General features: G+C 42.6%; 10 protein-coding genes. 6 read left to right on the top strand and 4 right to left on the bottom strand.

All coding sequences use genetic code 11. The features are described 5' to 3' along the window. Positions 1-19 precede the first annotated feature (19 nt). The 4 genes from ACTHRG_RS06595 to ACTHRG_RS06580 all read right to left on the bottom strand — a co-directional run bounded on the left by ACTHRG_RS06595 (position 20) and on the right by ACTHRG_RS06580 (position 2,342). Complete coding sequence (locus tag ACTHRG_RS06595) at positions 20-508, bottom strand: SRPBCC family protein (RefSeq protein WP_076257788.1); 489 nt, start codon at positions 506-508, stop codon at positions 20-22. Between the two features lie 136 nt (positions 509-644). Then, on the bottom strand, positions 645-1,463 hold the full coding sequence (locus tag ACTHRG_RS06590; RefSeq protein WP_076257787.1) for an MBL fold metallo-hydrolase: 819 nt from the start codon (positions 1,461-1,463) through the stop codon (positions 645-647). Positions 1,464-1,495: 32 nt separating this feature from the next. Beyond that, positions 1,496-2,134 (bottom strand): pyridoxamine 5'-phosphate oxidase family protein, encoded by a 639-nt coding sequence (locus ACTHRG_RS06585; protein ID WP_076257786.1) that lies wholly within the window; start codon positions 2,132-2,134, stop codon positions 1,496-1,498. A gap of 22 nt (positions 2,135-2,156) precedes the next feature. Further along, positions 2,157-2,342 (bottom strand): hypothetical protein, encoded by a 186-nt coding sequence (locus ACTHRG_RS06580; protein ID WP_076257811.1) that lies wholly within the window; start codon positions 2,340-2,342, stop codon positions 2,157-2,159. A 368-nt stretch (positions 2,343-2,710) separates the two neighbouring features. Here ACTHRG_RS06580 and ACTHRG_RS06575 point away from each other — a divergent pair, with 368 nt between their 5' ends. The 6 genes from ACTHRG_RS06575 to ACTHRG_RS06550 all read left to right on the top strand — a co-directional run bounded on the left by ACTHRG_RS06575 (position 2,711) and on the right by ACTHRG_RS06550 (position 13,103). Beyond that, positions 2,711-4,258: a sigma-54 interaction domain-containing protein gene (locus ACTHRG_RS06575; RefSeq protein WP_076257785.1), complete on the top strand. Its 1,548-nt coding sequence runs from the start codon at positions 2,711-2,713 to the stop codon at positions 4,256-4,258. A gap of 191 nt (positions 4,259-4,449) precedes the next feature. Continuing rightward, positions 4,450-5,310 carry a 3-keto-5-aminohexanoate cleavage protein gene (locus tag ACTHRG_RS06570; RefSeq protein ID WP_035325753.1) on the top strand — a complete coding sequence of 287 codons (861 nt, stop codon included), beginning with the start codon at positions 4,450-4,452 and terminating at the stop codon, positions 5,308-5,310. 29 nt (positions 5,311-5,339) lie between these two features. After that, a complete protein-coding gene (locus ACTHRG_RS06565) occupies positions 5,340-6,404 on the top strand; it encodes a ketopantoate reductase family protein (RefSeq protein ID WP_076257784.1) in 1,065 nt (354 codons plus the stop codon). A gap of 147 nt (positions 6,405-6,551) precedes the next feature. After that, a complete protein-coding gene (locus ACTHRG_RS06560) occupies positions 6,552-8,123 on the top strand; it encodes a sodium:solute symporter family protein (protein WP_076257783.1) in 1,572 nt (523 codons plus the stop codon). A gap of 19 nt (positions 8,124-8,142) precedes the next feature. Then, entirely contained in the window at positions 8,143-8,883 is a 741-nt protein-coding gene (gene fabG, locus ACTHRG_RS06555) for a 3-oxoacyl-ACP reductase FabG (RefSeq protein ID WP_076257782.1), read from the top strand. Between the two features lie 389 nt (positions 8,884-9,272). Continuing rightward, positions 9,273-13,103 carry a S8 family serine peptidase gene (locus ACTHRG_RS06550; RefSeq protein WP_076257781.1) on the top strand — a complete coding sequence of 1,277 codons (3,831 nt, stop codon included), beginning with the start codon at positions 9,273-9,275 and terminating at the stop codon, positions 13,101-13,103. Positions 13,104-13,586 lie beyond the last annotated feature (483 nt).

Raw genomic sequence — 13,586 nt, 5'->3', positions numbered from 1 at the left:
TTTCTCTTTACTAATTGGATTAAGGCTGGCAGCATAAGTTGCCTTTGCCCTTTTCCAGAGCGGATTTTAAACTATCCAGCACACCTGCCCAAGCCATTTCGTGCCATTTAATAGCTTCAGCCCATTCTTCATGATCTTTAAATCCACTGTGTGTCACCATCACGTTGGTTGCAGTTTCATTGATTGGCTTGAAGCTCACACTTACAATGGTTAATTCGTCTTCATTGTTCATGATGGACTCGAACTGGTCTGGGCCTTTCCAGGTAAAGTGAAGCTCTTCTTCGTTCTTCAGCTTTGTGACTTTACAGCCCCTGGTATTCATTCCCGTTTTATTTCCGGGTACGAAGTAAAGTTCATATTTCCCGCCTTCCCTGGCTTCAATGGCTGCTTCAGGTGCAAACCACTCAGACACTCTTTCGGAAATCGTCCAGGCATACCAAACGAATTCCACTGGTGAATGAATGGCAGCTTCTTTGATAATCGTTTTACCATTAGTGGTGATAGACAAATGAATCCACTCCTTATGTAAATTATTACATTTTAATTGTATCATTATTAAGAAAATTGGGAAATAAAACCATGTAAAAACAGGCAAAGGAGATAGAGACAGTGAATCATAGAAACTCGCTCCATGACGAGTCTGCTTACCGTGAGCTGCACTCCTCCAATATCGATGTGACGATGTGCCTGGAATCCCACTCGCCGCGTGAAAATTTCACGATGGGGTATCTTTTTGGAAACAGCTTCTGACAGATCGCGTCAGCGGAATTCCCTTCTTTATACAGTGAGGATACTTCATCCTGGATGGACAGCAAATAGTCCCGTTTTCGCTGAAGGGCTGCTCGTCCATTTTCTACAAAGCCTGCGTGGCTGCAGAATACATCTTCAAAGTCATAGGTTAGAACGCGTTCAAGGGAGCGGATAATTTCCGGAATGCTTTCTTCTGCTAAAGCCACCTTGGTCTTCTCACTGACAAATAAATCCCCCGTAAACAGCTGGCCGGTTTCCCGGTTTAAAAAGGCTTTATGATCGAAAGCATGTCCGGGAGTGTCGATGACATCCCAGTGCGCTTTTCGGGAGGAAAAGGAATCCGGAATCGCCTGGGCGCGAAACGGCTTCCTTTTGCCCCAAAAAAGCTTTCTGTATAAAGGGTAATCAGCCCTTTTTTCACAGGAAGGAATGGATGTTTCGTTTAAATAGATAGGGAGTTTCTTCGTTTTTTCAGCATATGCCGCACAGCCGGAATGGTCTTCATGAAAATGGGTAATCATGATCTGGTCAAAGTCTGATTCATCAATGAACGGTTCAAAGAATTTATGGAGAGACTGTGCCCCGGTGTCAATTAAGACTCCATCCGTTAAATAGCTGTGCACGTTTAAGGAAACACCCTGAAACTTTATTTGGCCATTCAGATAGGAAACGCCGTTTTTCTTTCCCTCAGATGCTTTCTTTTTAACCAGCAAACCTGTTCAGCTCCTTTTTTCGCGCCGTATATTTAATACAATCTGTTTTTATAACTTTCCTGAAGATCCTTCGCCACTTGTTCAGCGGTTTGATTCGGCAGGTTTGTATGGGCTGCCAGCATAGCAGGGGCGGAAGGAAGGGCTTCTTTCGCAGGCCAGGACTCCCCGTTCCATAATCCCGATCGGATCAATGCCTTTGCACAATGGATAAAGCATTCCTCTGCTTCTACTAAAATGCCAAATAAAGGAGTGCGGCCATTGGCTATACTCATTTCTAAGAGCTCCGGGTCACGGCATATGTAAGCTTTACCATTAATTCTTAGTGTTTCTCCAAGTCCTGGTATGAGAAAAAGAAGACCAATGTTGGGGTTTTCGATAAGATTATGAGCGGTATCCATTCTTCGATTCCCCGGCCGTTCCGGAATAAATAGATGCTGCTCATCAAGAACTGTCACAAACCCGGGGGCATCCCCCCTTGGCGAAACATCACATTTCCCGGCTGCATTTGAAGTGGACATCGTTAAAAAAGGCGACTTGGAAATAAAATCAATGCAGTGCTCATCGATGAAAGTGATGACTTTGCCGGCGGCACGTGCACTCGGCTTGCCGATTTCCTCCCGAAAAGACGCAAATTCTTCTTTTGTGGTTATGATATTTTTAAATGTATTCATATTTATCTCCTTTTCATCTAAGCTATTTTTCTATCTTCGCTGATGTCCTTACAAGCCGGAACACAACATAATAGATTCCGCTAAGTCCGGCTATCCCCAGCACGGTTAGGAAAGGCATTTTTCCGGCAAATAGGATTCCAATCACAAATAGCGCAAGGCAAATGAGGATGGCAAATAGGCTTAGTAATATTCGTTTACTCTTACTCAACATTTTCACCGCTTTCTTTTTAAAGTGGGGCAAATACTTAAATGGAGGTAGTGGGATGGACTTTGCTACGGATGTATTCTGGCTGTTTTTCGTTATTCTATGTATGTGTGTCGTCCTATTTATTGTTTTTAGACAGGATCATAAAGCTGGATCATGAGATTCTAGATTGGCTTAGAGAATCTAAGTAATATGTTAACATAAATATCCAATTACAGGGTGTTTTGGTAAAGGAATCTTCATATAGGCTATCCCGTATCAAATTGTAGTCATTTCGTCCTTGAAAATAACTCTTCTAAAATTCTATAATTATGTACAACTTGTTTAAATATTCAAATAAGATCAGAAAACGGGGGGGGCGTGAGGATGTTATGACAAAAGAAAAACTATTTTCTTCGCAGGAATTTTTAAAAAATTTGTTAGAGACAATTAAAAATTCGCCACTCCATTCTCTGGATAAGAGAGAGACGGAAACAGGGCTGCTCAACATTTTTAAAGAAATCAAAGAGTTAAATGAAGGCGATTATAAACAGGTTTGTGATGAACTTTATGATGGAATTTATATCTCAGACGGAGAAGGAAAGACGTTATATGTGAATAAGGCCTACAGCCGAATAACCGGCCTGGCTCCTGATCTTGTCCTGAATAAGTACGTGGGAGATCTGATGAAGGAAGGTTTATATAAGAACGCCATCACCCCTGAAATTATTAGAACCAAAAAACCAATTAATGCGGTAGCCGAAATCCGGACAGGGGTCAAAGTGCTGACATCAGGTAATCCCATTTTTGATCAGAAAGGCAATATCAAAAAGGTCGTAGTAATCAATCGGGATATGTCGGATTTACTGGAAATGCAAGAAAAATTAGCAGCTTCAGAGAAGCGTATGCAAGAGGTTGAAAAGGATAAGCTGAAGAATCAATATGAAATTGAACATCTCAGAAAATTACAGACATCCAAAAGTTTAATTGGAGAAAGCCAGGAGATGAAACCTGTTATTCAGATGATTCACCAGGTGGCCAATTTGGATGTAACGGTCCTCATAACTGGAGAAACAGGAGTTGGAAAGGAAGTTGTCGCCAATGAAATTTATATGAATAGTGAGAGGCATGGCAAGCCTTTTATAAAAATCAATTGTGCTGCCATTCCTGCAAGTCTCCTGGAGTCGGAGCTGTTTGGCTATGAAAGCGGCTCTTTTACCGGTGCATCCAGTAAAGGGAAAATCGGCATGTTTGAATTGGCTGATAAAGGCACTTTGCTGCTGGATGAAATTGGAGAGATGCCGATTGAGCTGCAGTCGAAGCTGCTAAGGATTATTCAGGAAAAAGAGGTTACACGTATAGGCGGGACAAAGCCGATTAAATTCAATGTCCGGATCCTGGCGTCAACCAATTGCGATTTATACGATCTTGTAAAAGAAGGGAAATTTAGAGAAGACCTGTATTTTCGGTTAAATGTATTTCCGATTCATATTCCGCCGCTTCGGATACGATCAGAAGACATTGAGATATTAGTCAGACATTATTTAGACATTTATAATGCAAAATATAGTAAAGAAGTGCAATTAGAAAAGGAAGTATTCGAAGTATTTAAAGGGTATAACTGGCCTGGAAACATAAGAGAGCTGCAAAATGTGGTAGAACGAATGGTGATCGTTTCGGAAAAATTCAAGAGGTTTAGTGCTGACCATGCAATGAAGTTATTAAATATTGAGCTGGATGGTGCAAAATCATTAAATGAAGGACTCAGTTTAAAGAAAATAGTGGAAAACGTCGAGAAAGAGACCATTGAAAAGGCAATAAAACTTTATGGAAGTACAAGAAAAGCAGCCGCTATTTTAGAAGTTGATCAATCTACTATCGTAAAAAAGGCTAAAAGGCTGGGTATTAGCTTAAGTGATGCAAAATCGAATCGGTACTGATGAATTATTTCATCAAAACAAATGCCTGATAAGACGACTAAATAGTCAGATTATTTAAAAACCGATGAATTTTATCATCGGTTTTTTTATCTTTATTAGAGAAAAGGCTGTATTAACGCCTTTTTACTTTTGGCACAGAAATTGCATCAATAGAAAAAGAAGAATTTATTCTGCAGAAAGAGGGATCAACAATGGAAAAATTAATAATTACAGTAGCCCCAACAGGAGCACAAACAACACGGGAACATACGCCTTATGTGCCATTATCACCAAAAGAGATTGCCGATTCTGTTTATGAGTCATGGAAAGAGGGGGCGGCTATCGCCCATATTCATGTAAGGGATCATAGGGGAGAAAATACACTAAATCTGGATACGTATAAAGAAGTTATTGACCGCGTCCAGGATAAATGCGATATTATCTTAAATTTAACAACAGCAGGGGGAATCGGAAATAATGATGAAGACCGGCTAAAGGTGTGTGAATTAAACCCAGAAATGGCGACTTTTGATGCAGGGACCATGAACTTTGGCTCAGGTGTCTTTCACAATACGCCTGAGTTCCTGGAAAGATTGGCGGCAGTTACGAAAGAACGGCAAATCAAGCCGGAGATTGAGATCTTTGATGTAGGCATGATTCACAATACGTTAAGAATTGCTAAAAAGGGATTGATTGATGATCCATTCCATTTTCAATTCGTACTGGGTGTTCATGGAGGAATGCCGGCAACACCTAAAAACCTGATGTTTTTAATAGATAGCATTCCGGAAGGTTCTACATGGTCGGCAATTGGTGCAAGTAAAGATCAGTTAACCATCAATACGATGAGTATTCTATTAGGCGGACATGTTCGGGTAGGAATGGAGGATAGTGTCTATTTTCGAAGAGGTGAATTAGCTGAAACGAATGCTCAATTCGTGAATCGAATAGCAAACCTGGCTCAAACATTGGGAAGAGAGGTTGCCACTCCAGCTGAGGCCAGAAAAATCTTAGGGATTGATAAGCTGAATAGAGGCAGTCTGGTTACATCACTGAAAGGTGTTCAAAACTAGATTAAGTAACAAGAATAGGGGGATTTAACATGAATATTGCGATTATGGGTGCAGGCTCTTTAGGAACAATCATTGGAGCACTAATGGCGGAAGGGGGAGAAAAAGTAGATTTAATCGATATTAATGAAAGTCATGTAAATAGGCTGAATCAATCCGGTGCAAAGCTTTCAGGTTTTATAAATAAGACGGTTCCTGTCAATGCCTTGACACCAGATCAAATTAGCAGCTCATATGATTTAGTATTTCTATTAACCAAGCAGGTATTTACCTATGAATCTCTTCATCAATTACTTCCATATCTGCACGAAAACAGCATCGTCTGTACGCTTCAGAACGGAATTCCCGAAGAGTATGTTGCTTCCATAGTTGGCGGCAGCAGGACGATTGGCGGGGCGGTTGGCTTTGGCGCAACATGGAAAGGCCCGGGTGAGTCTGAACTGACTACTGAATGGGAGACTGTAAAGAAATATGCATTTGAGATAGGGGAAACGGACGGAAGGATCACACCCCGCTTATCAGATGTAAAAGCGGTATTGGAACATGTCGGCTATTGCAAAATCACGTCCAATATTAGCGGAATTAAGTGGACAAAGTTATTAATGAATACGACATTCAGCGGAATGTCTGCGGCACTCGGCTGTACGTTCGGCGAAGTTCTGTCGAATAAAGAAGCAATGACCAGCCTGGCTTATATTGCGGATGAAACCATTAAAGTGGCACATGCGCAAGGGATTCACTTAACCAATATGCAGGGAAAAGACATGGAATTCCTGGAACTGAAGGAAGGTCAAAAGGTTAGTGAGAAAATGGACTTTTACCATGAGGTTTGGTCTCCACACCGAAATCTTAAAGCGAGTATGCTGCAGGATTTAGTGCGGAAAGTGAAGACTGAGATTGACTTTATTAATGGCCATGTTTCGGAAAAAGGGAAAGCTCTCGGCATTCCTACTCCTTATAACGATTTAGTTGTGGAGCTGGTATCGGATGCTGAAAATAGGAAAGCAGTTCCGGTTTTTTCTGACAATTTACCTTTTTTCGAATCTTTAAACGAGGAAATGAAAAATAAACCAAGTGAACTTGTAAAGGAGAGATAATCCATGGCTATAGCATTGTTGATTTGGGGTGCCACAATCGCTTTTTCATTGATATGCGGTACAATTCTGTGTTATAAAGTCGAAAAGTCAAAAGTGAAGCGCTGGGGATATTCCGGAAAACTATTTAAATAGGAGGTGGTGACAGGAATGTGGTATATCGCTGTATTTTCATTTTATTTACTATTTATCGTGTGGACGTGTCTGAAGAGCTTGAAGAATGTTGAATCCATGTCAGACTTTACAACTGGCGGACACCGGATGGGCTTATTTATTGGGGTTGGTACGTCTGTTGCCACATGGGTCAGTGTTGCCTCTGTCATGGGTGTTCCGGGTTATTTATATAGTTCGGGAGTGGCAGCCATCATAGGATGGGTTGCGGGATGGTTTTTTGGTACCGCTTTAATTCCGATTGTTGCATATAAAGTCAGGAGACCGGAATCGCCGGCAAAAACTTTCCCTGAATTTATTCATCTCCGATATGAACCATTAAAAAAGAACAGCCAATTACGGACGCTGGTTGCGGCACTTATGCTTGTTGGATATTTTGTTTTTACTCATCTGCAAGTAGTCGGGTTTGGAATTGTTTTTTCAACTATAACAGGTATGAAATATGAAATAGCTATTTTTGCTTTTCTTGTTTTCCTTCTTTTTACAAGCATAGGAGGCTTCTGGTCAGTAGCTGTTACAGATACCGTGAACACCATTTTAATCATTTTAGGTGTAGTTCTGGGGGCTGTCGCTGTATTGGCTGCAGCAGGGGGATTCTCTAATATTTATGATACTCTGGCGGCTACAACTGCACCAACCGTTGTGGGAGGAGAAAGTCTATCAAAGGGTGTTTTATTATCTCCAGTCGGAACCTTTGGCTTAGGTGCGCTCTTCTCTATTTTCATATCCAATTCACTTGGGGCAGCCGTTTCCCCTCACTGGGTAGCCAGAATGCTGGCGCCTAAAAGCATTAAAGTAGCCATCATGCAGATGATGATCTCAGTCGTATTGCTAATCGCCATTTTCGTTCCGTTAATCATTATTGGTCTTGGTGCGAAAACATTGATTCCCAGCCTTCCGGCAGGACAAACCACTGATTATATTATGCCGCTGGTGATCACGGAATATGCGCATCCTTTAGTGGGAGCACTTACTTTAGTCGCTTTATGTGCTGCAGCCGTATCGACAGCCAATTCCATGCTGCTGCATTGCGGGACATCGCTGTATTATGATATCTACAAAAATATATTCACATCAAAAACTACTGAGGAAAATTCGAAAAAGCATTTAAGATATACCGTTCTGGCACTTGGTGTCTTAGCAGTGGTGAGTGCCATTAAACCGCCTGTGCTGCTGGCTATGGGATTCACGTATGTGTACGGAGGATTCGGCGCCGCTTTCTTCTTTGTCGTCTATTTAGGTTTATATTGGAAGAAAATGAACAGCGCGGGTGCATATGCCAACATTATTGTTGGTACGCTCGTATATATCATTGCGAAGGTATTGGGAGCAACTAATCCATTTATCATTGCTCTGGCAGCTGCCTTTGTAAGCGTTTTAATTGCTGTTAAAATTGGCAAGAAAGCACCGCTTGAAGCCTATGAACCTTATTTTGAAAACGAAATAAGCAGCTCAACCAAAAAGGTTATCTCAACTATTCAGGATGATTATGCTCCGGAAGAAAATGAGCAAAAGGCTGTTTCTGGGTCGAAAAAGGCAGTTGAGGGATAAAGAGGAGATGGACTTAAAAATGAAATTATTAGGCAAGGTTGCTGTCATTACCGGTGCTGGGCAAGGCATCGGTGCAGCCACAGCTAAGAAATTTGCAGAAGAAGGAGCAAAATTAGTCTTAGCTGATTTAAATGAGCAAAATCTATTGGATAGGGCAGAGGAAATTAGAAAAGCCGATGGAGAAGCCATCTATGTTGTATGCAATGTGGCAGACCGGAATGAAGTCAGTCAATTATTTGAAGAAACGTTAGTTCAGTACGGACGTGTAGATATTGTCATAAACAATGCCGGTATTGTTCAGGATGCACAGCTGACAAATATGACAGAATCCCAGTGGGATCAGGTCATTGATGTAAATCTAAAGGGTGTTTTCAATGTCGGCCAGAATGCAGCAAAAATAATGAAAGATCAGGGAGAAGGAGTCATTCTTAATGCCTCTTCTGTTGTAGGGATATACGGCAACTTTGGCCAGTCCAATTATGCCGCAGCGAAATGGGGAGTAAACGGTATGACTAAAACCTGGGCAAAGGAACTGGGGAAATACGGAATTCGAGTCAATGCCATTGCTCCTGGATTTATTGAGACGGACATGACCAGAGCTCTGCCTGATAAGGTAAAAGACATCATGAAAGCAAAATCACCCTTGAATCAAATGGGCAGACCGGAAGACATCGCAAACGGCTATGCCTTCCTGGCCTCAGACGAAGCGCGCTTTATTACTGGAGCCATTTTGAGTATAGATGGAGGGCTTGTAATCTGAATTGGTGACAGGCACCACCCGAAAAATCCTGTTTCACAATAGTCTCAGGAGGATGTCGAGGCAGGCTCTCGCAATGGGTAAACTTCTTTTGAAATCTACACAAAATTATAGAGGCATAGTCAGATAGTGTTGCTGTCTGGCTATGCCTTTTTCTTGGTTTACGCACAAAATGCTTTAATGGGACAAAAAACCTGTCCCTCTGTCCCGGCTAAATCTCAAATTCTGTTAAAATATGAAATTTTTCTACAGCATTTTTTGTGAAAAATAGATCTAATTTCCTGTTCATGATTCTGTTAATCAGGTCTTTTGATCCTTATATGAAAAATTTGGTTTTGGTACCTTTATAGTGTATTAAAAAAATTCTGAATAATATAACTAGGAGGTAGGGAATGAGGATTAAAAGATCAGCAGTGGCCTTATTAATGTTCATGCTAATCTTCTCCAGTTCGGTATCAGCAGCTGTTGTGCCTGAGAAAACACCGAATAGCAAGGGAGAAGAAAACCGCAAGACCATCCAGGAAATAAAGAAAAGTGAGCTGGACAAGCAGTACAGCAAAACTGATATTGTCAGGGTCATCGTGGAGATGAAGACAGAGCCTTCTGTCCTTTATGCCCAAAAGCAAAAGAAGAAGTATAAAGAACTTCCAGATGCAACAAAGCAGAAGCTGAAGAATGAAAAGCTGTCTGAACAGCAGAAGGTAAAGGACCGCGCTAAAAAGAATAAAGTGAAGATGATTGAGCGCGAAAGCTTTACTACAATTGTAAATGGCTTTAGTGCTGAGATGATGTATGGCGACATTGAGCTTGTAGAAGAAATGCCGGAAGTGGCCGAAGTACAAGTGGTGAACGAGTACGAAAAGCCGCAGGAAAAGCCGGATATGCTTTACAGTAAAGAGCTCGTACAAGCTCAGGAAGCTTGGCGTGATTATGGCTTTAAAGGTGAGGGCATGGTAGTCGGCGTCATTGATACCGGTATGGATCCTTCTCACCGTGACATGGTTTTGGCCGATGAATCAGAAAAGGAATTAACGAAAGAGGAAATTTCCAGGTTTAAAAAAGATAATGGCCTTCTTGGGAAATATTATTCTGAAAAAGTACCATATGGATACAACTATATGGATGAAAATGACACGATCCGTGATATCGGCCCGGATGCTTCCATGCATGGAATGCACGTTGCCGGTACTGTCGGAGCGAATGGCGATGAGGAGAACGGCGGCATTAAAGGGGTAGCACCTGAAGCCCAGATCCTTGCGCTTAAAGTATTCGGAAATGATCCGAATATGCCTTCTACATACAGTGATATTTATGTAAAGGCGATTGATGATGCGATTGTACTTGGTGCAGACGTACTAAACATGAGTCTTGGTTCAACAGCCGGGTTTGTCAGCCCTGAGTCAGCTGAACAAAAAGCGATTGCCAGAGCAGTAGACAACGGCATTTTAATGTCTATTTCTGCTGGGAACTCTGCTCACTTTGGAAATGGATTCGCTAATCCAAGCAGTGAAAACCCGGACATCGGTGTTTCGGGATCACCTGGTGTATCCTATGATTCTTTGCAGGTAGCATCTATTGAAAATAATTTCATGGATCTGGATGCAGTCAACTACCAATTCGGTGAAGAGTCCGGAAAAGCTGCATTCTTGTCAGCAGGAAATGTTCACCCGAATGACGTTGAAACGAAAACATTTGAAGTAGCCTACGGCGGATTGGGCAAGCCTGAAGAGCTGTCCGGTGTTGCTGGTAAATACGCATTAATTCAGCGCGGGGAATTGGCATTTGTTGATAAAGCCATTAATGCCCAGGCAGCTGGAGCTGTCGGCGTTATTATCTACAATAATGCTGACGGTTATGTCAACATGGCAAGCGATCCGTCCATTACAATCCCGCAGCTATTCATGCTGAAGACAGATGGAGACAAGCTGGCAGCAGCCATTCAGGATGGCCAGACAGTCACGCTTTCTTTTAACAGAGAAAAAACAAAGTCAGCAAACCCTGAAGCAGGCAAAATGAGCGCCTTCACTTCATGGGGTTTAACGCCTAACCTGGATTTCAAGCCTGAAATTACAGCTCCAGGCGGACAAATCTACTCGACTCTTGAGAATAACCAGTACGGTATGATGAGCGGTACTTCCATGGCAGCTCCTCACGTTTCCGGTGGTGCGGCACTTGTTCTTGAACGTGTGGATACAGAATTTGGCGTAACCGGCTTTGACCGTGTCAACGTTGCGAAGAACCTGATGATGAATACAGCGGCGCCGGTCATTGATAAAGGAACCGTCAACAGTGCATTTGAATGGAATATCCCTTATTCCCCGCGCCGACAAGGTTCCGGCATCATGCAGCTTCATTCGGCATTATCTTCTCCTGTTATCGTAACGGAGGCTTCAACGAATGAAGGAAAAGTGGCTTTAAAAGAAGTTGGCAATACATTTGAATTCACGTTAAAAGCGCAAAACTTCAGTGGTGAAGATGTGGCTTACGATGTGGCAGCAAATCTGCAGACTGATTTTGCAGCCTATGGAGAGATGGGCTGGGCAGCAGATGAGCTTGAAGCTCAGAAGATTCTGGATGCTTCTGTAAAAGTGGAGGGCCAGGATTCAGCAGAGGTAACCGTTCCTGCGAATGGATCTGTAAGCTTTAAAGTAAGTGTGGATGTCAGCAATGCAAAAGTGGTAGATCCTTCGAAGACAGGAAACTGGGAAACTCCTCTTGACATCAACGAGGTATTCCCGAATGGATACTTTGTTGAAGGATATGTCACTTTGACAGACTCAACTGACGTGAACCCGCAATTAACGGTTCCTTATGTAGGCTTCAAGGGTGATTGGGATAAAGCTCCGATCCTTGACGGTATGAAGTATGATGACAGTTCATTCTACGGAATGGCAGGAGCAGTTTCAGAGACAGCCGAGGGGTATTCTTACTTAGGATATGATCCGGTAAACGATGCATTCAGCGGGGAAACAATCGCCATTTCTCCGAACGGGGACAAAGTTCAGGATCAATTGATCCCGGTTCTTTCATTCCTGCGAAATGCGAAACAAGCAGAATTCGCGATTACAGATGAGGATGGAAAAACGTTACGTAAGCTGCGCACGGAAAACAGCCTTCGCAAGCATTATTACGATGGCGGGGCAGGTGCGAATTATACGCTCAATCCGAACTGGGGCTGGGATGGAAAAATCAGCAACCAGCTTGCGCAGGACGGACAGTACTATTTTGAGATTAAGTCTGTCATCGACTATGCAGGGGCAGAGTGGCAATCCGTGAAAATCCCTGTAAAAGTGGACACGGCTGCGCCAAGCGTTCAGGCTGACCTTATCGAAGGCAACACAGCATTAAAGCTGGAAGCTGCTGATAACCCTGAAGGCTCCGGCATTTCGTATATTGATATTTTCGTAGATGAAAAGTCTATTCTGGATGAAGCGCTAAGCGGAGATACAGAAGAATTTGTTCTTCCGGAAGAACTGGAAGTGGGCACAAATGTTAAGGTAGTAGCCTATGACTTTGCCGGCAACTCTTCTGAAGCAACTGTGGAAGTGGGCGAAGTGAGCAATGACAAGACCGTTCCATACGTATACCTTGAGGAGCCTGCGGCGCTTGAAGTGTACAACACAAATGAACTGACTGTCAGCGGCACGATTAAAGAAGAATCTGGCATGAAGGAATTCACCATTGCCGGAACACCTATTGAAACTACGTACAATGACGAAAAAGGACAATATGAATTTGAAACAAAGATGACGTTTGAAGATGGCGTTCACAGCCTGGAAGTGAAAGCAGTGGATACTGCGAATAATGCGATCTCTTTCAAGCGCACGATCATCGTCGATGCGACTGGCCCGACGGTTGAAATCGATGGGCTGCCTTCGAGTAAATACATTAAGCATAACAAGAAGGACCCTGTCATCAACATTACAGTGACAGATAACTTTGACCAGCTTCGCTTCTCTCAGGACGGCAGCGAGCTATTCTACCAGGAATTCCAGGAGCCTTATGCAATGAGAGGCATCGAAAAGGAATTCAAAAAGATTAAACTTTCATTGAAAGAAGGCTTAAACGTCTTTACGTTTGAAGCAGAGGACCTGGCCGGCAACAAAACAACCAAAACGGTTGAATTGTACAAGCTGAAAAAAGGCGAACAGCCTCCGCAAAATCTTGAAACCCCTGATGGCCCGGTGAAGCCTGGGAAAGGGAATGGAAAGCAAGATAAGTAATAGGATGGGGAAACCCGGCTTCCTTGGTGGAGCCGGGTTTTCTTTTTGGGAAGACTGCTGGCCGGGAGGGATTTTGCAAATAGATGGAGTGGACCTGCAAATAGAGAGGGTGGGATTGCAAATAGATAGGGGGAATTTGCACATAGAACTCTTATTTTGCAAATAGAAGGGGTAAATTTGCAAATAGTCGAGTGCAATCAGTGCTGGAATAATGGTTTTGCAAATAGATGGAGTGGACCTGCAAATAGGGAGGGTGAATTTGCAAATAGAAAAACCAAAATTGCAAATAGAGCCCGAGCAGGCATGTCTTCGGACAGGAGAAAGGCTTAGTTGAAAATATCATATTTCCAAATAACTGAAGGTACTGTTCCATCAGTTAAAGTTTGGGAGTTGAAGATCCATCAGAATCGGCATCTCCCTTTATTTATATAAGGATTGAGCCTTCATTGTGGCATGAACAGCGGTATCCATTTGAAGTGTACA

It is taken from the genome of Cytobacillus sp. SAFR-174 (assembly GCF_051964675.1).
Classification (GTDB): domain Bacteria; phylum Bacillota; class Bacilli; order Bacillales; family Cytobacillaceae; genus Cytobacillus.
This window is presented reverse-complemented; position numbering and strand designations above follow the sequence as displayed.